21 protein-coding genes and 3 tRNA genes are annotated in these 20,789 nt (G+C 42.2%); 20 read left to right on the plus strand and 4 right to left on the minus strand.

Annotated elements, in window-relative coordinates; all coding sequences use genetic code 11:
* Positions 1–125: 125 nt before the first annotated feature.
* From menE to VEHSUH05_RS01755, 3 genes are read left to right on the plus strand one after another with little or no spacing between them, the layout of a single operon-like run.
* Positions 126–1,517 carry an o-succinylbenzoate--CoA ligase gene (gene menE / locus VEHSUH05_RS01745; RefSeq protein WP_105090610.1) on the plus strand — a complete coding sequence of 464 codons (1,392 nt, stop codon included), beginning with the start codon at positions 126–128 and terminating at the stop codon, positions 1,515–1,517.
* Between the two features lie 27 nt (positions 1,518–1,544).
* Positions 1,545–2,696 (plus strand): o-succinylbenzoate synthase, encoded by a 1,152-nt coding sequence (gene menC, locus VEHSUH05_RS01750; protein WP_105090559.1) that lies wholly within the window; start codon positions 1,545–1,547, stop codon positions 2,694–2,696.
* Positions 2,693–3,070, plus strand: a complete 378-nt coding sequence (locus VEHSUH05_RS01755) for a PaaI family thioesterase (protein ID WP_054673858.1) — start codon at positions 2,693–2,695, stop codon at positions 3,068–3,070. The genes menC and VEHSUH05_RS01755 overlap by 4 nt, the downstream gene beginning before the upstream one ends.
* 86 nt (positions 3,071–3,156) lie before the next feature.
* Here VEHSUH05_RS01755 and VEHSUH05_RS01760 read toward each other — a convergent pair whose 3' ends face one another.
* Positions 3,157–3,789: a hypothetical protein gene (locus VEHSUH05_RS01760; protein ID WP_054673857.1), complete on the minus strand. Its 633-nt coding sequence runs from the start codon at positions 3,787–3,789 to the stop codon at positions 3,157–3,159.
* Between the two features lie 281 nt (positions 3,790–4,070).
* Here VEHSUH05_RS01760 and VEHSUH05_RS01765 point away from each other — a divergent pair.
* From VEHSUH05_RS01765 to VEHSUH05_RS01780, 4 genes are all read left to right on the plus strand, one after another.
* Positions 4,071–4,146, plus strand: a tRNA-Asp gene (locus VEHSUH05_RS01765).
* A gap of 18 nt (positions 4,147–4,164) precedes the next feature.
* Positions 4,165–4,240, plus strand: a tRNA-Phe gene (locus tag VEHSUH05_RS01770).
* Positions 4,241–4,253: 13 nt separating this feature from the next.
* Positions 4,254–4,339 (plus strand) — tRNA-Leu (locus tag VEHSUH05_RS01775).
* A 107-nt stretch (positions 4,340–4,446) separates the two neighbouring features.
* Positions 4,447–5,883: a hypothetical protein gene (locus VEHSUH05_RS01780; RefSeq protein ID WP_054673855.1), complete on the plus strand. Its 1,437-nt coding sequence runs from the start codon at positions 4,447–4,449 to the stop codon at positions 5,881–5,883.
* A gap of 139 nt (positions 5,884–6,022) precedes the next feature.
* On the opposite strand, the gene VEHSUH05_RS01785 is transcribed toward VEHSUH05_RS01780, so the two are convergent.
* Positions 6,023–6,814, minus strand: coding sequence for a carbon-nitrogen family hydrolase (locus tag VEHSUH05_RS01785; RefSeq protein ID WP_105090560.1), 792 nt, complete (start codon positions 6,812–6,814; stop codon positions 6,023–6,025).
* 149 nt (positions 6,815–6,963) lie between these two features.
* On the opposite strand from VEHSUH05_RS01785, the gene VEHSUH05_RS01790 reads away from it, so the two are divergent.
* From VEHSUH05_RS01790 to VEHSUH05_RS01850, 13 genes are all read left to right on the plus strand, one after another.
* On the plus strand, positions 6,964–7,527 hold the full coding sequence (locus VEHSUH05_RS01790) for a nitroreductase family protein (protein ID WP_105090561.1): 564 nt from the start codon (positions 6,964–6,966) through the stop codon (positions 7,525–7,527).
* Between the two features lie 67 nt (positions 7,528–7,594).
* Positions 7,595–8,398, plus strand: coding sequence for a polysaccharide deacetylase family protein (locus tag VEHSUH05_RS01795; RefSeq protein WP_054673849.1), 804 nt, complete (start codon positions 7,595–7,597; stop codon positions 8,396–8,398).
* A gap of 11 nt (positions 8,399–8,409) precedes the next feature.
* Positions 8,410–9,348 (plus strand): phosphodiester glycosidase family protein, encoded by a 939-nt coding sequence (locus tag VEHSUH05_RS01800; protein WP_038118045.1) that lies wholly within the window; start codon positions 8,410–8,412, stop codon positions 9,346–9,348.
* 8 nt (positions 9,349–9,356) lie between these two features.
* A complete protein-coding gene (locus VEHSUH05_RS01805) occupies positions 9,357–10,334 on the plus strand; it encodes a hypothetical protein (protein WP_038118042.1) in 978 nt (325 codons plus the stop codon).
* A gap of 72 nt (positions 10,335–10,406) precedes the next feature.
* Positions 10,407–11,582: a glycosyltransferase family 9 protein gene (locus VEHSUH05_RS01810; protein WP_105090562.1), complete on the plus strand. Its 1,176-nt coding sequence runs from the start codon at positions 10,407–10,409 to the stop codon at positions 11,580–11,582.
* Positions 11,569–11,889 carry a hypothetical protein gene (locus tag VEHSUH05_RS01815; RefSeq protein ID WP_054673847.1) on the plus strand — a complete coding sequence of 107 codons (321 nt, stop codon included), beginning with the start codon at positions 11,569–11,571 and terminating at the stop codon, positions 11,887–11,889. The genes VEHSUH05_RS01810 and VEHSUH05_RS01815 overlap by 14 nt, the downstream gene beginning before the upstream one ends.
* Before the next feature lie 540 nt (positions 11,890–12,429).
* Entirely contained in the window at positions 12,430–13,782 is a 1,353-nt protein-coding gene (locus VEHSUH05_RS01820; protein WP_008715613.1) for a pyruvate carboxylase subunit B, read from the plus strand.
* A 218-nt stretch (positions 13,783–14,000) separates the two neighbouring features.
* Complete coding sequence (locus VEHSUH05_RS01825) at positions 14,001–15,344, plus strand: sensor histidine kinase (RefSeq protein ID WP_038118036.1); 1,344 nt, start codon at positions 14,001–14,003, stop codon at positions 15,342–15,344.
* The gene (locus VEHSUH05_RS01830) at positions 15,337–16,026 is read left to right on the plus strand and encodes a response regulator transcription factor (RefSeq protein WP_038118031.1); all 690 of its coding nucleotides are present in this window, start codon (positions 15,337–15,339) and stop codon (positions 16,024–16,026) included. The genes VEHSUH05_RS01825 and VEHSUH05_RS01830 overlap by 8 nt, the downstream gene beginning before the upstream one ends.
* A gap of 463 nt (positions 16,027–16,489) precedes the next feature.
* On the plus strand, positions 16,490–17,596 hold the full coding sequence (locus VEHSUH05_RS01835) for a S1C family serine protease (RefSeq protein ID WP_105090563.1): 1,107 nt from the start codon (positions 16,490–16,492) through the stop codon (positions 17,594–17,596).
* 239 nt (positions 17,597–17,835) lie between these two features.
* Positions 17,836–18,165 (plus strand): PadR family transcriptional regulator, encoded by a 330-nt coding sequence (locus VEHSUH05_RS01840; protein ID WP_038118023.1) that lies wholly within the window; start codon positions 17,836–17,838, stop codon positions 18,163–18,165.
* On the plus strand, positions 18,152–18,724 hold the full coding sequence (locus VEHSUH05_RS01845; RefSeq protein WP_095065313.1) for a DUF1700 domain-containing protein: 573 nt from the start codon (positions 18,152–18,154) through the stop codon (positions 18,722–18,724). Before VEHSUH05_RS01840 ends, VEHSUH05_RS01845 begins: the two co-directional genes overlap by 14 nt.
* Before the next feature lie 9 nt (positions 18,725–18,733).
* A complete protein-coding gene (locus tag VEHSUH05_RS01850; RefSeq protein WP_105090564.1) occupies positions 18,734–19,150 on the plus strand; it encodes a transcriptional regulator in 417 nt (138 codons plus the stop codon).
* A gap of 321 nt (positions 19,151–19,471) precedes the next feature.
* On the opposite strand, the gene pyrE is transcribed toward VEHSUH05_RS01850, so the two are convergent.
* Together pyrE and pyrF are read right to left on the minus strand one after the other, a co-directional pair.
* On the minus strand, positions 19,472–20,059 hold the full coding sequence (gene pyrE / locus VEHSUH05_RS01855; protein WP_105090565.1) for an orotate phosphoribosyltransferase: 588 nt from the start codon (positions 20,057–20,059) through the stop codon (positions 19,472–19,474).
* Entirely contained in the window at positions 20,056–20,775 is a 720-nt protein-coding gene (gene pyrF, locus VEHSUH05_RS01860; RefSeq protein ID WP_105090566.1) for an orotidine-5'-phosphate decarboxylase, read from the minus strand. The genes pyrE and pyrF overlap by 4 nt, the downstream gene beginning before the upstream one ends.
* Positions 20,776–20,789 lie beyond the last annotated feature (14 nt).

The following is a 20,789-nucleotide window of genomic DNA, read 5'->3' on the forward strand; positions in this document are numbered from 1 at the left end:
GTATGAGGTGATATGTTTCGGCTCCCGCTGATGTGTTTTGCTGATACGATTCGCATAGAGCGCCTCCTTGTGGGGCGCCTTTCTTTTACATATGGTTTTGCATTGATGATGTGATGAAAGGTAATATGATGGAGTGGTTACGTTACGGTGCTCGGCACTATCCCAATCGCATATGTATGAATGGGTATACCTACGAGGAGATATGCCGAGGGGTGATCTATGCAGCTCGTAGCCTGGAATCTCTAGATGCGTCGAGAATCGCTGTCTTATCCGATAATTCCGTGACGATGGCAATCTATATTTTGGCGGCTATGCTGGCTCATAAAGAGGTCCTCTTATTGAATGTACATCTTAAGACGAACGAGATTGAGGCTCAACTGTCACAACTAGGTGTTACGACTGTATTGCACAGCATTGAGCGACGTTATCAGGTGCCGGACTCCGCTATTTCTGTTGCGTTTGAATCGTGTGAAAGTATCATTTCAGCCCCTGTGATAGAGGATACGTTTGACTGGACCTTTAACGATATGGATGTTGCGGCCATTATGAATACGAGTGCCACGACGGGGCAGTTTAAGTCCGTTCCCTTGCGTTGGGGACAGATTCGTGCCCATGTAAAGGCGTCCCGATCTGTGTTAGGTGTGACCGATGAAGATAACTGGCTCATGGTGCTGCCGCTATTTCACGTAAGCGGCTTATCGATTCTGATGCGGTCCTTGTATAACGGCACGGCCGTTACGGTATTGCCGAAATATGATGAGGATAAGGTCCTTGATCTCATCAATCGTAATCGGATCAATATGATGTCATTGGTGCCTACCATTCTGACTCACTTGGAGCCGAGAATTCAACATCATAACTTACGCGTCATCTTACTGGGCGGTGAATTTATTCCGCAGTCCCTTATTGAATCCTGCGTAAAAAAGAATTTGCCGATTTATAAGACCTACGGAATGACAGAAACTTTTAGTCAAAGTGTGACGTTTTCTGTGCTGGATCATCCTGATAAATCTGAGTCCGTGGGATTGCCGTTGCCGGGCATGACGGTACGCATTGTTGATGCCGATGAAGAGGGAATCGGTGAAATTCATCTGAAAGGCTCTATGGTCATGAGCGGTTATATCAATCGTGAACCTATCGATGGTGATTTTAATACGGATGATATCGGCTATGTTGATGAGGACGGCTTTGTATATATCCTGAATCGACGTAAAGACCTCATCATTTCCGGCGGTGAAAATATTTATCCGAAAGAAATCGAGGACTTACTCTACACATTGGATGCCGTAAAAGAATGCGCCGTAGTACCTATGCCACATTCGAAATGGGGTCAGGTGCCTGCACTCTTCTTGGCTTTTAATGATAATCAGAACCTTGGAAAAGATGAGATACTTGCCTTTTTGGGAGACCGTTTAGCGAAATACAAGATTCCTCAATATGTGCAGGTGATGGATTCTTTACCGAGAAACGGAACGGGAAAGATTATGCGCAATACTCTTATTCCACGGGAGCGTTAATTTATGTAGGTATGTAGTGAGGTGCTTATGAATGATATATTAAACTTTAAAAGTATTACTACTTACCGATTGCGAATGCCTTTGAAATTTACTTTTAAGACGGCGAAGGGAGAGGTGCGTGATCGAGAAACGATAGTGGTTCGTATCGAAGATCAGCAGGGCTATGTAGGATATGGAGAGTGCGTAGCTTTCACGACCCCTTTTTATACGGTGGAAACGGTGGACTCCTGTTGGCGCACCATAGTCGATGACTATGTGTTCAACCTGCGTCTCATGCGGCCGGCCAAGTTGATGACCTATATTCGGCAATTGCAGTTTTGGATGAAGCGGGACGGCATGACCATGGCTATCGCGGCCCTTGAAAATGCGCTCATCAATCTGCATTGTGAGCGAATCGGTGTCAATTCCGTATCGTATATTATGGATCAACCGCTATGCGATACTATACAGAGCGGTCTCGTCATTGGAGATATGCCGATGGAGGGGCTTTTACCTACGGTGGAACGATTTGTTGCAACCGGCTGCAATCGCATTAAGGTGAAGGTAAATCCCGTAGATGGTTATGAGCGTATGGCTCGAATACGTGACGCATACCCCGATTTGGTGCTCGCAGCCGATGCGAATCAGAGTTATACCTATGATGAAATTGACAAGGTGCGGCAGTATGATGAGTTGGGCCTTACCTGTATCGAGGAACCCTTTGCCATCGCGTCGCTAGAGTCTTACCGGGACTGGAAATGGAAACGGTTCAATTCGGATGGCTGGCACGTTATGACGCCTATCTGTCTGGATGAATCGATTTTGGGCTATGATGATTTGTCCTATGCCATTGAATTCGGACTCATAGATGTGCTCAATGTGAAAGTAGGGCGTATGGGCGGTCTTGTACCGACAAAGGCGGCCATCAATCTGTGTCGGGAGCGTCATATTCCGTATTGGATCGGCAGTATGATGGAATCAGGTATCTCCAAGATGCTTCATGTACAATTGGCGGCTCTCGGGGATTCATATATGGCGGGGGATTTATCCGACTCGTCCCGATACTTTGAAAGGGATCTTATCTATCCCGACTTATCTTTTAGAGATGGCGTTATGAGTGTTCCTGACGGAGACGGCTTAGGTGTGACTGTGTTTGATGATCGCATTGAAGAATATTGTGTGGAGAGACGAAGATTATGACATTAATAGATTCCTTACAAATTGATAAACCTCATATGACAAGTGATACCACATGTGAGGCGGTTATGCATTTGGGCAGCTTTCACAGTCAACTGCAAGGATATTTAAACGGTGGTGCTACATTGGCGTTCGCGGAAATCGTAGCCGGCATGATGACGAATGAACTCATAGATGAAAGTAAATTCGGTGTGGGGCAATCCGTTACGGCGAATCATTTACGCCCTATGAAATGTGAAGGTGAGTTGACGGCCCGCGGCACATTGCTTGTGAAGGGGAAGATGTCACATGTATGGCGTTTCGATATGCTGGATGACCAGGAGCGCCTCATATCTCAGGTGACGGTTACCTTGGCCGTTGTCAATTTTGAACGATAAATAAACATAAAAGGACACATCCTGTGATTCGGTATCACAGATGTGTCCTTTATTGTACATAAGGTGCTCTGAACGAGTGCTTTCTATTATTTTTGTGTAATCGTATATAGATCTTCAATATCCGGTATATCGTAAATAACCCATGTGCCGTCGCCGAGATGACGCATCAAGAGACGAATGTCCTTCGTCATATTGTGTTTGTTATTCTGTACGGTTACCGTTACAGTTGCTTTATCATCGTCCTCTTCTGATGATTTAATGTTTTTGATTTCTATATCGTGGCCTTCAAACATACGGCCTTCGATGAGCCGATCGACCATAGACTTTTTGTCGCTATCTGATTGGTTGGTAGTGGAGCTTTCATGAGCCGCCTGTTGAGAGGAAAAACTGGACGGATCGGCAATATATTTTCGTATTACATCCTCTAATAATGCGGGACCGAATGTTTTGCTTGCGGCGATGGCCGCTTTGCCGAATGGATTGGATGTGTCTACATATGTATTGCCTTCGCGTTCGACGATATTGCGCACAATCGATTTTGTATCGATATGTCGCAAGGCTTCGTCCGCATCTTTATCCTTTACGGCCTGATATATAATTTGTAATGTATATGCCGGTGTATGAGGCAGATACCACCAGAAATACCATGCTGCGCCTAAAATGCCTACGATAGCGATAATGATGGCGATAATGACACCTTTGGAATTAAATCGATTCATAAGGACCCTTTCTGTTATAGACATGTTGTGAGTATTTTTACACATGGATATATACATATTGTAGCATATGAAGTAAAGTACTTTGATTAAATACAAAAATTAATGGATTCCTTCGTATAATGACGGAAATATGTGTATTCTTGATTATTTCTTGTGGGGAACGCTTTAAAGTGTTGATAATAGCATAGAATAGAGAAATTTATAAAATTTTTTCGATAAATAGTTGCGTTAGTTCGGAATTTATGATATTCTATCTAAGTAGTCAACGCGAGTTGATACGCGGCCCCGTGGTGTAGCGGTTAACATGTCGCCCTGTCACGGCGAAGATCGTCAGTTCAAATCTGATCGGGGTCGCCATTTTTTTTTACGAAAAATGCCTCGGTAGCTCAGTCGGTAGAGCAACGGACTGAAAATCCGTGTGTCGACAGTTCGATTCTGTCCTGAGGCACCATTTTCTATTCCATGCGGTTGTGGTGGAATGGCAGACACGCCATCTTGAGGGGGTGGTGGGCTAATGCTCGTGCGGGTTCAAGTCCCGCCAACCGCACCAGATACAAGGATCTACAGTTTTCTGTAGGTCCCTTTTTTGTATATCTATGATTATGGTGATGCGTGATTTGAGTATAAACTTTTAAAATATGGTAGGAGAGGGACTCTATGAAAAAGAAAATTTTTGCACTGACGATTCTTTCGTTGGTAATTTCCGTTCAGCTTGGATTTGCTACAACTGTAAAAGAACCGGTTGACAATATAAATGGCGGTATTAAAAGTGATATAAATTCAGCAGAAAATTTAAAATCAGAACGAATTGAGGTAATCCCTGGTGCTTTCAAAAATATAGTGAAAGATAAATCCGGAAATCCGAGAAAACTTTCAACTCAAGAACTTGCAGTATTGAATGTGGAAGAGCAGGAGCGTTCAGCTAAACACTTGAAAGAATTACAAAAGGCTGATATGAGAGATGAATATGAGGTTTTTGATCCTCTTTATAATGATAAGGATGAAGAGGCGCTTAAACAAATCAAGCGTTATAATACTGGAGAAACATATAAGCAAGGTTATGGTGTCGGTAGCAGAAATAAGCCTATACGCGTAGTAAGTCCGTATATGAGTAAAAATGGACAAGGTGACCCTACGCTAACTAATTCGGTTGACACGCCGTCTTATCGGACACGTGCGGATAAGAAGGTGGCACATGAAAAGGAACTTCGAGAATATTTAGATAAAAATAAAGGTAAAGGGCACAATTTATATACGGCTAGATCTAAAGCTGAGATTAAAGAGTCCTTAGAAAGTTTCCTTAAATCCATAGAGTTAATTGAGTATCCTATCAATGATCCTAAGGATTATAAGTTGATTTCTACAATTCCTGGTTTCCCTAAAAGAATACCAAGTTTTGCTAAGAATATTCATATGCATAGCAATCCAGGATTTTTGCAAGCCGGCTCATATATACAGCTTGCATTTGGCGGTACGCCTGAGCAATTAAAGTCATATATTGATGAAGCACGTATAAATTCCAAAGTAGTTATTTCCAAATCCGATTTAGTAAATGTATATGTAAAACAATATGTTGATTCGGACATGACATATGCGGATACTTTAGCGCAATTGTTGCCTAAATTAATGGTGCTTGTTGAAAGTACAACGGTTCCTATGGGAAAATTTATTCAAAATAGATTGGATAACCCTATTGATAAAACTGTTGATGAATTATATGAGTTAGAAAATCAAATTTTGGCTGAATTTAATAAGGTTAAGATTGATGGTGAAGATCGGGAGATAAAGTTTAAGCGGTATGTCGAGACTCGTCAGCGAGTAGAAGCTGAGCAAGATAAAATAAAACCTAAACAAATAAATCAGTCTGGTTTATCTAAAGATAAATCATATCCAACTTATACGGAAGCTGAGAATCGAAAACTTCAGAAACAATATTTACATAGATTATCCTTTAACGAAGACTCTGTAAAAATACCTGATGATTATGTGATTTATCTATTTGATTTCGGTGGAAACTGGAATCATCCATATGCGTTGGGAGCTGCAGTCAGCCCTAATAAAGCTTATATAATTTATTTCTGCCAACAAGGCTGATCATATTTCTTTAAACCGTATTATCTTTTATAATCCGAACACAACACAATAAAAATTAAAAGGCACATTGTTAATTATAACGGTTCTCTAAAGTTTGAGATAATCTTAGAAAATCATTCAGTAACAATGTGTCTTTATTTTACAGATTATAGAGTTCAGGTTTACGGTCTTTAAAAATATTGATTTTATTGCGGATATCCTGGACTACATCAAAATCGATATCAACGGATTGGATGTTTTCAGTAGTGTCCATTTCCAACAGATTGGTGCCCCATGGATCGTATACGGCGGAGTGGCCGGTACTTTGAACGCGGCCTACGGTACCGCATCCGTTTACGGCGCATAAGAATAACTGATTTTCGATTGCCCGTACTTCGTTGAGCACTTGCCAGTGACGAAGTCGCATGGTCGGCCATTGAGCCGGCACGAATAGAAGTTCCGTATTCGGTAGTGCAGCCATGCGTACGAGTTCCGGAAAGCGGATGTCGTAGCAGATGACCGTGCTGCAAGGAATGCCGTCCAGCTCGAAGTGGGATGTATGTGTACCGCCGGCAAAGTATGTGTCCTCTTTGGCGGGACTGAAACCGTGCATTTTGGAATACTCCCCGACGAGCTGACCTGCACGATCAAATGCATATGACGTATTGAATACATGGTCGTTTTTTGCTACCGCTACCGAGCCGCCTACGATGTTGACATTGTGTTCTTTGGCGAAGTCGCTTAACAATGTTTGCGTGCGTTCTCCGTTGCGGTCGGCGATGGTGATTAAATCTTTTGACGGATAGAACCCCGTGTTCCACGTTTCCGGTAAGACGATGATATCCGGTTCTTCAGCGAGGGAGTTGTATAGTAATTTTTGGACATTATTATAGTTATATTCTGTGTCATTTACATGAACATCCATTTGGATGAGGGCGAGGCATTTTTTCATGAGGACTCCTTTTATATTAGTAGTTTTTTATGTTATATCATGTCGTATATATTATAATTTTCGTATATATTATAATTAGAATAATATAGTATTGTATGGGATATTACAATATATGTGGTAAATTTCAATATTCAGCAGTGAGGAACGATATGAATTTGCAAGAAGTGATACAGTTGCGCACAAGCGTACGTAAGTATAAAAAAGCTCCGTCTGTTGGCATTGAGGTAGTTGAAGAACTGGTTCAGCTCGGTATGCGTGCACCATCGCCGAAAAATCGACAACCTTGGCAGGTTCTTCATATGACAGGGGAAGAGAAAGTACATTTTGTTAATTTAGGTTTTCAGGTGCTTGAACAATATAAATCGAGGAAAGCTCATTTCGGCAGTTTGGAAATCAGTCTTGGTGCAATAAAAATGGCGAGTGATTTATTATTTGTGTATAATCCGTATGATGACTTGCCGGATTATCATCGTGTGTGGGAGAAAAGTGATTTACAGGCTATCGGCGCATTTATTGAACATATTATCCTTGGGGCCAAGGATAAAGGACTCGGCACGTTGTGGATGAATGATGTGTATTTTATGCAATGTGAAAGCAAGGCTTTTTTGGGAATTAATCATGATGTATTGGCGATTATTGCTATCGGGAAATCCGATGAAGGTATGTATCCGAGGCCGAGGAAATCATTGAAGGAAGTGCTTATAAAGCGTTAATTTTTACTATTTTTCATAGAAATGCTATAATAATCTGTATATAATTATTTCTGATAAAGGAGGAGCTATGAAACGGATTCCATTGGTAACGTGCATAGTTATCTTATTTATAGTGGTTCTGACAGGCTGTGGAGTACTTTCACAAAAAAGTGAAACGGCCAACAATGCGCCGCCTGTAAAAGAGGTCAAGATGGTGCATCCGTCCGGAATCCCTGTCCTCATGTATCATAAAGTCGGTGAAGATAAGGATAATGATGCGGTTATTCGAGAGGATCTGTTTAGACAGCAGATGAAGTTTCTCAAAGATAACGGCTATCATCCGTTGACGATGGAACAGCTGTATGAATATGTGGTTAACGGTGCCGCTGTGCCGGAAAAACCTGTTGTTTTAACCTTTGATGACGGTTATGCCGATACGTATTCCATAGTTTATCCGGTCATGAAAGAATATGGCTTCGCCGCTACCGTATTTATTAATCCCGGCGATATCGGTACCCGTTTGACCTGGGATCAGGTGAGGGAGATGCATAAAGGCGGTATGACCATTTCTAATCATGGCTTTCAACATATAGAGATGGGACAGTTATCAGAAGCTGAACAAATAGAAAATATCACCAAGGCACAACAAGCTCTTGAAAAAGAGGTCGGTATCAAGGATAATCCATGGTTCTGCTATCCGTACGGGGATAAGAATGAATACACCGATAAAGCCAGTGAGAAGGCGGGAATTAAAATGGGTATGGCTATGAAGTCCGGTTGGGCTCATACCGGCGATAATCCATATAATATCTTGCGCGTGTGGGTCGGTAATGCGGTAGACCTCAAGCATTTTGAGGAACGTCTAAGTACCGAACATTTCAGTGATTTATAAGGAGAAATACATTGTTCAAAAAGAATTGGGTAAAATTCATCATCATGGTGATTTTATTTACCGCTATTACATCACCGATCGTGGTGCTCTTTGGACCGTTTAATAATGTAAAACGTGCTGTAATCGGCGCCATTTTACAATCTCGTCATCCTCACTATATTACATGGCTGTTCAATGATGAACAGTTACAGTCCATATTGGGTACGGTAGGGGTTGTGAAGAGTCAGGATTTATTTAAGTTTAATGCCCGTGAAGATAAGACCTTAAATCTTGAAAAGATTGAGTCCGCTCGTTATGTCGGATATATTTTAGAAATTCCCGATCCTCGTCGTATTCAGGTGGGGACTGCTGCAAATATCCAGGAAAAAGGCGATACGACCAGTAATATCGCAAAGATGAATAATGCTGTTGCCGCTATTAACGGCGGCGGATTCCACGATCCGAACGGTACCGGAACAGGTCGTTTGCCGTACGGCTTTATTCTCCATGACGGTGAATATGTTATCGGCAAGGACGTAGGTTCCGATGAAGATGTAGATTTTGTAGGCTTTTCAAAGGCGGGAAATCTTATCGCCGGCAATTATAACAAGTCTGAATTAGCGGATATGAAAGCTATGGAAGGCATTACCTTCGGACCGCCTCTTATTGTAGACGGTAAGAAAATGATCACCGAAGGTGACGGCGGTTGGGGCGTAGGCCCTCGTACGGCTATCGGTCAAAAGAAGGACGGAACCGTATTATTCCTCGTTATTGACGGACGTCAACCGGGATATTCACTGGGGGCGACATTGCGAGATGTACAGGATATCCTGTATGAAAAAGGCTGTTATATCGCGGCTAATCTGGATGGCGGGTCCAGTTCCACCTTATATCTTAACGGTAAGGTCGTGAACAAACCGGCCGATTTATTAGGGGAACGGATGATCCCGACGGCGTTTATCGTAAAATAGGAGGATGCATGAAACCTTTTACGCGCGTACTGAGCGCTTTTGCGGTGGGGATTCTGCTGCAAGGTGGGGTGTACCTATACTTGGATCAATATGTGTTTGCACCTACTACGGAATTTAATGTGGCGGGGGCGAATAAGGATGATACAAAAAACTTTCCTGATGTGAAGGAAGGTACAAAATACGTATCTTATGATCACCAATTTATGGCGGTGGTTACGGAGAATTCTTTGAAAATTTACAAGGCCGGTGAAAGCGACCCGACTACGGTTAACTTGAAGGGGCGTTCTATCAGCTACTTTAACTGGATGCCGGATAGAAACTATGCCATTATGGGCTTGTATCGCAGTAACGAAGTTGTTATGGCACGCCTTAATGCGGATGATCCTGAACACGAAGTGGATACGGAACTTGAGGATTTACCTCGTGAAAGTAAAATCGTTGATGCCGCTTATTCCGAGGCGACCAATGTCGTTTACATGAAGGTTAAGGTACGAGAAAATTCGTATCGCATTTATCGTACCGATGCGAACTATGATACGCGCCGCGTTTATATGCAGGCTACGGATATCGGGCATATCGGCGTATTTTATGATGAAGATAATTTCTTCTATGATAATGTACGTACCGGTGATATCTTTATGTTTAACGGTGTTGAAGGCGGTTGGCGTGTTATCAATCCGCCGGGACGTTTCCGCTTTATCGGTGTCGATATGGACAAGACCATTTATATCGCTCGTGTAGACGAAGATAATAATGCATTGACTGTGTATACCGGTAAATTAGGCGTAGGATTCCAGCCGGTTTATAAATATAATCATCCTACCACATTTAATGAATTAACATTGTCTGATGTGAAAGATATCATCAAGAATGGCAGTGAGGAAACCACGAAGGTCACGGATGACGACACATCATCTCAATCTTCCTCCCAATCCTCATCGAGTAAATCGAATAAATCAAACAGTGAAAGTAAAAAGAAGTCATAACAAAAAAGCCTTTATAATGTCACTTCATTATAAAGGCTTTCTTCCTACAGTCGTAGTAGCATAAGGATGTATATGAATATATTATTTGTACGCCTCAGCTATATTGGGGACATTTTGCATGCCACCCCGGCAGCTCGGTGGATAAAGGAACAGTATCCGGATACTAAGTTGCATTGGATCGTAACGCCCAGCATGGTGGACTTACTGAAAGGCAACCCTTATGTAGATGAAATTATTCCGTGGGAACGGGATGTATATGAGGCTCATTCGAAAAAACTGCATATTCCTACGATGTGGCGTATGTGGTGGGATCTGAAAGCCAAGCTGAAGCCCTATCATTTTGATGTGGCCGTTGATGTACAGGGACGGCTTATATCGGGACTTGTACTGCTTGCATCGGGCGCGCCTATCCGACTTGGCCTAGGCGGTACAAAGGAATTAAATTGGCTTTTTACAAATTATAAGGCAAAACCAAGTAAGGCGCATGTAATCCGTCGATACATGGATGTGGTACAACTGTTGCCTCGTGCATTGGCGGATAAAGGCATAGAACCAGTGAAAGAGACTGGTGCCGATGATAAGGACGCAATCGATGCTAACGCTTTGTATGCGATGAATTTCCGTGTCAGCCCTGAGTCAAAAAAATGGGCGGAATCTATATGGTCATCGTTTGACGGAACAGATGAGGCTGGAGATGGAGATGTATCGGATACGCGTTTCAACTCCGGTATCTTGCGGATATGCCTGGTATTGGGCACATCGTGGACCAGCAAGGAATGGCCTCAGGAGAAGTGGTATTCCCTTGTTGAGTCATTGCGATACAGAGCGAATTTCATATGTCTTGGCGGTGAGAAAGAAGCGGAGCAGTATGCACCTTTTATAGAATCTATAAGAACTACGGATATGAAACACATCGTACAGGATATGATGGGCCATACATCGCTGGAGGAACTGGGCGCAATCATTGCTCAGAGCGATGTTGTTGTCAGTGCCGATACGGGGGCGCTTCATATGGCGTTAGCCCTTGGAAAACCTGCCGTTGCACTGTTCGGACCTACAAATCCGAACATTTGGGGCCCTTTAACCGGTCATTATAGGGTGCTGGTTAATGATACGCTGGATTGTTTAGGCTGCCGCAGACGGCGATGTCCGAAGCCGGCTCAGTACTGCATGTCAGGTATTGATTCGATACGGGTGAAAAAAGCAATTATGGAATTGATAGGAGAGGTTAAATATGGCAAAGATTAAAATACAAAAAGGCTTATCCGATGCGGATATGATGAAACATTTCAAAGCTGATGATAATTTTGAAGAAACGATGCTCAATATGGAACGCGTCGCGAATAAACCGACTATTCATCAGAGCACAAAGCAGAAAGAAGATTCTTTCTATCGTGAATTCTTGACGGAAAAGGTGGAAACGTTGATCGGTAAAATGCTTCTCGATATTAAGATGGAATATTTTAAAGAAGGCGAGGGTGCCTTTTCGATTCAGGTAAAGCGCGATGGAAAAAATATCGTGCTTGAAACGGCGCCTAAGAAGGTTAAGCCTTAATGCGACCTGAAAAGTGAAAATATATACGCGTAGGTCCCGTGATATGTATATCATAGGACCTTTTTGTATATTTATGAATCACAGCAAAATGAGCAATATATTAATAAAAGTGATGAGCTTATAAGCGAACCGATATGTTTCGGTAAACTACATTAAAAAATACCGATATAAATAAATTCTCAGCCACTAATAACTAAAAATTATTTCGAAATAATTTTTGGTTTATTATTAAAAACAGGAATTATACTAAATATGTATTGTTTAAACATACAAGATGATCACTAGGGTTTCAGTGGATTGATGTGATTTATGTCACGAATATGAGCCGAGTAAATCGGAGAATTTATGATTAAATAGCATAACATAGTTGTTGACAAAGAATTTTATAAGTAGTCTAATATAAGTATGCTACAACGATTTGTAGAGTGTTTCATCTACATGTGTAGAGACTACAAAAAACGTTGGTAAATAGGTGTGAGATAGACATTTTGTGAATGCATAAAATTACATTTACAAACTATTTCGAAGTGGAGGATTAACATGGCTAAAAAATTAAGAATTTGCGAAACCGTTCTTCGTGACGGTCATCAATCTATTTTGGCAACGCGTATGCGCTACGAACAAATGGAACCGGTGCTCGGTCTTTTAGATGATATTGGTTATGAAGCTCTTGAATGTTGGGGCGGCGCTACGTATGACAGCTGTCTTCGTTTCTTGAATGAAGATCCATGGGAACGCCTTCGCAAATTGAAAGCTAATTTGAAAAATACCCCATTGCAAATGTTGCTTCGTGGTCAAAACTTGTTGGGCTACAAACACTACTCCGATGACGTAGTGGAAGCATTCTGTAATGCGGCTGTAAAAAATGGTATCGACCGCATCCGTATTTTTGATGCATTGAACGACCCTCGCAACATGGAAGCCGCTATCAAGTATTCCAAAAAAGCCGGTGCTCATGTTCAATCCGCTATGGTTTACACTATTTCTCCTGTACATACAACTGAAAGTTTCTTGAAAGTTGCTGAAACATTGGTGGAAATGGGTACTGATTCCCTTTGTATCAAAGATATGTCCGGTTTGTTAGGACCTGCTGATGCATATGATTTGGTATCTACTTTCAAAAAACGTTTCGGTGAATTGCCAATCGACTTGCACAGCCATTTCACTTGCGGTCTTGCAAGCACAACATACTGGGAAGCTGCTAAAGCAGGTGTGGATATCATCGATACTGCTATTTCTCCATTCGCTCATGCAACTAGCCAACCGGCTACTGAAACTATGATTGAAATGTTCAAAGGCACTGAATGGGATCTTGGCCTTGACCTTGATAAATACATTCCGTTGGTTGATCATTTCCGTAAAGTTAAACAACAAATCGCTGAAGAATTCAACTTGAAACCAGCTAGTGATGTAATCCCGGCTGTTCGTCGTTATCAAATCCCTGGCGGTATGTTGTCCAACACTCAAAACCAATTGAACGAAATGGGTATGGGCGATCGTTTCTTCGACGTTATGGATGAAATGCCACGCGTTCGTGAAGACTTGGGTTACCCTCCATTGGTAACACCTACATCCCAAATCGTCGGTACAATGGCTATGATGAACGTTATGATGGGTGACCGTTATAAAATGGTTCCTAATGAAGTTAAAGACCTTGTACGTGGTAAATATGGTGCGTTACCTGGCACTATCTCCGACGATATTCGTCGTACTATTATCGGTGATGAAGAACCTATCACTTGCCGTCCTGCAGATCTTATCGAACCTGAATTGGAAGGTTACCGTCAAGACTTGGCTTCCAAAGGCTACAACGGTATCACTGATGAAGACGTATTGACTTACGCTATGTTCCCAGAAGTTGCAATTAACTTCTTCGATGCTAATCGTCGTTAATCAAAATATAAAGAGGATTCTTCGGAATCCTCTTTTTGTTTGTCGACGTCTAAGAACATTTTGGACATAATGGTATTTTATACATCTCCTGTTTATTAATGAATAATAAGCTATAAGTAATTATTATGGGGCGTTTTTTACGTTTGGACTTGCTTTAAATATTCAAAATAGCGTAAACTATAAGGAGTATCTACTATTTATGATATTGAGGTAGCCCTGTGAATTTACAAATTCGAATTTGGATATCCAATGTTGTGCTGTTTGTAGTACCTATTTTAATTGCATTTATATTATTTTTGCTTTATTTTACAGGTCTGCGCATATTGGCTAATGCTGGTTACTATTTGCGTATTGAACAGGAACAGCAGTTCAAAAGTGTAAGTCGTATTGCTGAAACGATTACTTTTTATGGATTAGAAAATAATCTCATAGACACATTGGTCAAACCTAGCTATAGTTTGCTGGACCCGAAAGAAGTTTACGTGGAAGTTATGGATCAAGGAGCCCTGGTGTATCACTATGGTAATCCGCAGATTTATAGTGCTTCCGCTATTGTTGGACTTATTGATGTGAATCCTGAATTACAGGGCATTGTGTATCAGTCCAATAATACCTTCGTTTATGAAATGAGAAAATATGATTCGCATCATTCTTATGTGTATCATATTGCGATTAAGCGTGCCACTAACGGTAGTGACAGCTTGATGGAGTCTGTATCTTTCTACATCATTATCGTAGCCAGCCTGCTTTTCATTATCACATTCTTCGCCATTAACAGGTTTGTCACGAAGTTTATCATGATTCATGTTAAGAACATGACGAAGTCGTTACAGCTGGCGAATCAGCAGATTGAAGTCGAGCAGGAGCAGCAGAAAGAACTGCTTGCCGGAATTTCTCATGATATTCGAACTCCGTTGACGGCCATTAAGGCGTATGCAGAAGGGGTGCGTGACGGTATTGCACCTACGGAAGAGCAGCAAAAACGCTATATGGGTATCATATTGAAACGTGCCAATGATTTAGATTCTATGTTGGAGGAACTATTCCTTATTACCACATTGAATTATAAGAAGGAATCTCGTCCATCCGAGCGTATTGAGCTGGGACAGTATGTACGGGATTTTGTGGAAGATCATTTGGCGCCATACAAGGCTCGCGGCATCGATATTCAGTATCGCATTGTCACAGATTCGGCATATATCAATGCGAATCCGCAATTGTTGCAGCGTGTATTACAGAATGTACTGAATAATAGTGCTAAATACAAAATGGCTGATATCGGTCATTGTGTTATTGATGTGAACAGTGATGAGGACTATGTCTATTGTGTCATCAGTGATGACGGTCCGGGAGTGCCTCCTGAATCATTAGAACGGTTGATGCGTCCATTTTATCGTGTCGATTCGTCCCGTACGAATCCGCAGGAGGGTAGTGGCCTCGGGTTGTCGATCATTCGAAGAATTATGGAAATCTTTGAAGGCAGAGTGGTTATTGAAAATGTTAGACCTCATGGTCTACGTGTTATATTAGAGTTCCCTAAGCAAGGAGAAAAACATGAGTGAACATATCTTAATTATTGAAGACGATTTGGATATTGCCAACATTGAGCGGGATTATCTAATGGTAGCAGGGTATGAAGTAACGGTTATGAATAACGGTACCGATGGTATTGAAGCCGCTTTAAATACACCTGTAGATCTCATTATTTTGGATGTTATGCTACCTGAAATGGACGGCTTTGAAGTATGCCGTCAAATTCGTGATAAGGTACGTGTTCCTATTGTAATGGTGACGGCTCGCCTCGATGATATTGATAAAATTCGTGGCTTAGGGGTCGGTGCGGATGATTATATCGAAAAACCGTTCTCCCCATCCGTATTGATTGCTAAGATTAAAGCGATGTTGGCACAATATAAACGCTTGACGGAAAAAGACGCCATGGAAACCAATGCGATTCAATCCGGAGAAATTCGCCTTGATCCTAAAATGATGAAGGTTTGGGTTAATGATAAGGAAGTGCATCTCAAAAAGAAAGAGTTTCAGCTATTGGAATTCTTGATGCGTAATCGCGACATCGTATTTAGTAAAGAAGAACTATATTCTCGCGTTTGGGGGTTGGACTCCTACGGTGATTATGCTACTGTTGCGGTGCATATCAATCGCCTTCGTGAAGAAATCGAAGACAATCCGTCCGACAGCAAACACATCATTACGGTTTGGGGCGTTGGCTATAAATTTGTCTGATGAACCGGAATGATGGTTAAATTGTAGATGCGATAAGTCTGACTGTTGAGCGTATATAAATTCATAAGAACTTATTATATAGATGTAATCAAACCTTTAAGAATATTTTATATTGCTACATTGATAGTTTAACTGTTCGTTGTATACTATGTAATGTAAGGATAAAAATTTGATTCTGGAAAAGTAATACACTAAACTTCTCTCTCTTAATAAGTTCTCTCTCATACTTTTCCTGATCACATATACTCTCTCTCAACAGTCCTTACACTCTCAAGCTATATGCATAAAAGGCATTCGTTAGCGTCAGCTGATGAATGCCTTTTGTGTTTTATAACTCTTATGTCGCAACGTAAAATATTGCAGTGTAAACTATTGAAAATTGGAATATTGCATTATGAAAGTTTGCGTACTATAATTAGTTCATCAAAGTTAGTTTTATAAAATTAAATATAAAGGAGAGATTATGAATTTTTCAAAATATAAGAAAAGCATCATCGCCTGTATCCTGGCTTTGAGCGTTGGATTAGGCGGGGGCTATTACTATTTCGGCAATCCTGCAGGAGGGGATCAGCCTACTGTACGGGAGCAGACAAAGCAGACGAAACCGTTGACTGAAACCCGTAATACCTTTGTCGTACAGGCGGCCAAAAAATCGGGTCCTGCTGTAGTCGGTATTACTACGCAGGTATTTCAAAAAGATATCTTTAATCGCACGATTTATGCGGGAGAAGGCGTAGGATCCGGTGTGCTCATCGATAATGACGGTCATATTGTTACAAACAATCATGTTGTGTCCGGCGCTAAAAATGGAGAGGTGACGGTATCGTTATCTGATGGCAGCACCGTAACAGGTACTGTCATCGGTACGGATCCGCAAACGGATTTGGCGGTTGTTAAAATTACACCGCCTAAGAATATTAAACCTATTGAAATCGGGGACTCCGATTCCTTACAGGTCGGGGAACCGGCTATTGCTATTGGTAATCCGTTGGGACTTGAATTTAAAGGTTCGGTTACGTCCGGTGTTATCAGTGCATTAGCACGAACCATTGACGATCAGGGACAACGATTCCCGTTGATTCAAACGGATGCGGCCATCAATCCGGGAAATTCCGGCGGTGCTCTTATTAATGCGGATGGGGAGTTAATCGGCATTAACAGTGCTAAAATTTCCAAAGAAGGCGTTGAAGGGATGGGCTTTGCGATTCCTATAAATTCCGCCAAGCCGATCATCGACTCTATTATCAAAAACGGTAAGGTTATACGTCCTTACCTCGGCGTATGGGCCGTGGATAAACAGACGGCAGCGCGCAACAATGTGAGCTATGAAGGTGATGGACTTCTCATCGTTCAACTGGATTATAACGGGCCTATGGCACAAGCGGGACTCGTAGAAGGCGATACGATTGATCAGATTGACGGAAAGGACGTCACTAATCTCATCGGATTGAAAGAACAAATTGATTCTAAGAGTCCGGGAGATACGATTTTGGTATCCTATACTCATAACGGGCGTTCAAAGAGCACACAGGTTAAATTGGGGGCTGTAAGTTCTCAATCCGGTAAATAAGTTTTGATTAATAGTGTTAAGATATGCCTGAATTGTAAATGATGTACATGGTCCTCTAAATGTGAAAAACATAGATAGAAACTGTGAATTCTCCATTTAGAGGATTATTATTTATATTTTGTATTTTAAAGTACCTTGCATTATATAGTACCTTGTGTTATAATGTATTTGCTGGTAGATAATGATGTCTATAAGTGAACTTTCACATTGCCTATGGGCACTGTCCAAAGGGAGGAACTATGCAAGTTCAATTAAAAAAAGGTGTTATGGATATGCTCGTGCTTGCATTACTGACACAGAATGATTGCTATGGTTATGAAATTGTGAGTACGATTTCGGAGTATATTGAGATTTCGGAAGGTACTATATATCCATTGTTTAATCGATTAAAGAAAGAGAAGTACGTTGAAACGTATTTGAAAGAGTCGCCTACAGGACCATCGCGGAAGTATTATCACATTACGGCGGATGGGCGTATGGCCTATGCCAGAATGCGTCAGGAATGGGATGAATTTTCCGGTATTATCAACATCCTGTTGAAAGGAGTCGACTATAATGACCAAAAATAATTTTTTAGAAGCATTGCGCAATATTTTTAAGAAAGCGCGCGTTGCCGATGTGGAAAGTATCATAGAAATCTATGAGGAGCATTTCGCTGCCGGTTATGAAAAGGGTTTGACCGATGGTGAAATTATAAAATCGTTGGGGACTCCAGAAGAAATCTATGCATCCTATGTAGACGCGGGTATTATTACGGATACTTCGGGGCAGGACGGTGAAAGTAAAGCGATTAATATGCAGGCTCTTTATGAGCGTTTAGATGATTATAGAGAACGGTTGTTACCTCAATTGCCGAGTATGGCCAAGAAGGCTTCCCGCACGTTATTGTTCATCGGCAGCATATTATCTTATATTGTAGGGGTTCTTATATTTATTATTACACCGGCTGTTTTGTATTTGTTGGGCATCTCCTGGCAGCCGTTTGAAAATGTAACGGCATTTCCCGCTTTATCCATCGTTACGTTGGTTGCTTTAGGCGGCATGGGATTATTTGCCGGCCTTGTATGTATCTTTATTGGTACAGAACTGCGTGGCGTTCGTGAACGCTACTTCGGAAATTTGGACTGAGGAGGGTTTATGAGACGAATTATAATTGCGGCGATTCTCATGGTTATATGTGCCGTCGGTGCAACGACATCGTTTGTGGTCAATGATTTACCGAATTTCGGTGAATGGATGAAAACGAATGAACAACAATTCAGACGGCCTCCGAAACATGACGGCCCGCATAAGCATATGGATAAACCGATGATGGATGATCGGAATCAAAAGGGTCCTCAGGACGGAATGCCTCCTAAGGAAAATCCTGGTCAAGGTCCTCAAAATGGTCCTCAAGGACAGTCAAACCCTCCACAAGGACCGGTGGCTCCGCCTCAAGGTCAGCCGAATGTACCTCAAGGCCCTATGAATGGAAATCAGCCTGATGGTGCCGTGCCTCCACAAGCATCCAATACGCAACAGGGGGCAGCACAACCGAATACACAGGCTCAGTAATTATATTGAATGACTGATTGTCAAATATATATCGAATTATCGATTGTGAGTCATATAGGTAAAATCTTTTAGAGGCGTGGTCATGAAAGTGCATTCATGGCCACCATAGAGCCACACACTCTATGCTGATACATTATGTATCAAAAACTCTCTTACACACAGTAACTACACACACGCAAAAAGCGCTCCTCATTGAAGGAGCGCTTTTTGTATGTAATTAAATATGCATGACTCACAATATTATCATGTATGACTTACAACATTATCGGATGTTTTGATATTGTATCGGAAAACAGGAGCGGGTATAGTGTTCCGGGTATTTTACTTGATATGTTTGGATCCGCGCTCTGTCATGGCAATGTCGTCTTTACAAAGCGGGCATTCTTCAGGTTTATATGTAGGGACCTCAAGGTTTAGAAGAGCCTGTACTTTTTCTTTCGGTACACCGAATTCGGCCTTGCCGCCGGAGCGGTTGACGAGGAGGCCTACGCCTACGATTTCACCGCCGCTCTGGTTGACTACGTTGACAACCTCTTGAACGGAACCGCCTGTGGTTACGATGTCCTCCACGATGAGGACACGGGTGCCCGGTTCAATTTTAAAGCCTCGACGTAATGTCATTACGCCTTTTTCGCGTTCCGTGAAGATAGCACGGGTGCCAAGTGCTTTGCCTACTTCATGAGCCAATAGGATACCGCCGGTCATAGGTCCGATAACGAGTTCCACATTTTGATCGCGGAATCGTTCTGCCAGGTCTTTGCATAGTGTTTCCGTGTATTTAGGATGTTGTAAGACGTTGAATTTTTCAACGTACATGGGGCTGTGTAAACCGGAGGTTAACAGAAAATGGCCTTTCAGAATAGCTTGTGTGTCGATGAGTAATTGTTTTACTTCTTGTTCTGTCATCATTTTGATAGACTCTCCATTTCTTCAATAATTAGCCGGACTGCTTCGCGAGGTTCTGCTGCCTGGGTAATAGGACGGCCTATTACAAGGCGGGAGGCGCCGTCCTGAAGGGCACTTGCCGGGGTGGCGATACGTTTCTGGTCATCTGTAGTCGCAAAAGAAGGACGGATGCCAGGTGTGACGATGAGAAAATCTTCGCCACAGGCTTGTCGAATCATTTTCGCTTCGAGGGCGGAGCATACGACGCCGTCCATGCCGCATTCCTTAGCGAGCCTTGCGAGGCGGATAACTTGATCGGAAATCGGTAACTGACCGCCTGTAGCCGTCCAAGCCTCTTCGTCAAAGCTGGTCAACACGGTGATTGCCAATAGTTTTGGACGTTCCACGCCGAGCTTTTCCGCACTTTCACGGGCCGCCTGTACCGCTGCTTTCATCATCACGGGGCCGCCCTGCCCATGAATTGTGATTAAATTAGCGCCCACATATGTCAAGGACGATACACCGTGGGCCACCGTGTTCGGTATGTCATGTAATTTCAAGTCGAGAAATACATGCTTGCCCTGTTCCTGTAAATAGCGAATCGTTTTCTCCCCTTCGGCGTAGAATAGTTCCATGCCGACCTTGTAAAAGCTGACCGCGTCACCGAGGGATGTGACGATCGCTTTCACCTCATCCATGGTGGATACGTCTAGGGCTACGATTAATCTGTCATCTGCCATGTTACAACCTCCAT

Source organism: Veillonella denticariosi JCM 15641, assembly GCF_002959855.1.
Lineage (GTDB): Bacteria > Bacillota > Negativicutes > Veillonellales > Veillonellaceae > Veillonella > Veillonella denticariosi.

Bases quoted from the DNA above. Each gene is read 5' to 3' on its own strand.
- menE (WP_105090610.1), top strand. From the start codon at position 126: ATGATGGAGTGGTTACGTTACGGTGCTCGGCACTATCCCAATCGCATA.
- menC (WP_105090559.1), top strand. From the start codon at position 1,545: ATGAATGATATATTAAACTTTAAAAGTATTACTACTTACCGATTGCGA.
- VEHSUH05_RS01755 (WP_054673858.1), top strand. From the start codon at position 2,693: ATGACATTAATAGATTCCTTACAAATTGATAAACCTCATATGACAAGT.
- VEHSUH05_RS01760 (WP_054673857.1), bottom strand. From the start codon at position 3,789: ATGAATCGATTTAATTCCAAAGGTGTCATTATCGCCATCATTATCGCT.
- VEHSUH05_RS01780 (WP_054673855.1), top strand. From the start codon at position 4,447: ATGAAAAAGAAAATTTTTGCACTGACGATTCTTTCGTTGGTAATTTCC.
- VEHSUH05_RS01785 (WP_105090560.1), bottom strand. From the start codon at position 6,814: ATGAAAAAATGCCTCGCCCTCATCCAAATGGATGTTCATGTAAATGAC.
- VEHSUH05_RS01790 (WP_105090561.1), top strand. From the start codon at position 6,964: ATGAATTTGCAAGAAGTGATACAGTTGCGCACAAGCGTACGTAAGTAT.
- VEHSUH05_RS01795 (WP_054673849.1), top strand. From the start codon at position 7,595: ATGAAACGGATTCCATTGGTAACGTGCATAGTTATCTTATTTATAGTG.
- VEHSUH05_RS01805 (WP_038118042.1), top strand. From the start codon at position 9,357: ATGAAACCTTTTACGCGCGTACTGAGCGCTTTTGCGGTGGGGATTCTG.
- VEHSUH05_RS01810 (WP_105090562.1), top strand. From the start codon at position 10,407: ATGAATATATTATTTGTACGCCTCAGCTATATTGGGGACATTTTGCAT.
- VEHSUH05_RS01815 (WP_054673847.1), top strand. From the start codon at position 11,569: ATGGCAAAGATTAAAATACAAAAAGGCTTATCCGATGCGGATATGATG.
- VEHSUH05_RS01820 (WP_008715613.1), top strand. From the start codon at position 12,430: ATGGCTAAAAAATTAAGAATTTGCGAAACCGTTCTTCGTGACGGTCAT.
- VEHSUH05_RS01830 (WP_038118031.1), top strand. From the start codon at position 15,337: ATGAGTGAACATATCTTAATTATTGAAGACGATTTGGATATTGCCAAC.
- VEHSUH05_RS01835 (WP_105090563.1), top strand. From the start codon at position 16,490: ATGAATTTTTCAAAATATAAGAAAAGCATCATCGCCTGTATCCTGGCT.
- VEHSUH05_RS01840 (WP_038118023.1), top strand. From the start codon at position 17,836: ATGCAAGTTCAATTAAAAAAAGGTGTTATGGATATGCTCGTGCTTGCA.
- VEHSUH05_RS01845 (WP_095065313.1), top strand. From the start codon at position 18,152: ATGACCAAAAATAATTTTTTAGAAGCATTGCGCAATATTTTTAAGAAA.
- VEHSUH05_RS01850 (WP_105090564.1), top strand. From the start codon at position 18,734: ATGAGACGAATTATAATTGCGGCGATTCTCATGGTTATATGTGCCGTC.
- pyrE (WP_105090565.1), bottom strand. From the start codon at position 20,059: ATGATGACAGAACAAGAAGTAAAACAATTACTCATCGACACACAAGCT.
- pyrF (WP_105090566.1), bottom strand. From the start codon at position 20,775: ATGGCAGATGACAGATTAATCGTAGCCCTAGACGTATCCACCATGGAT.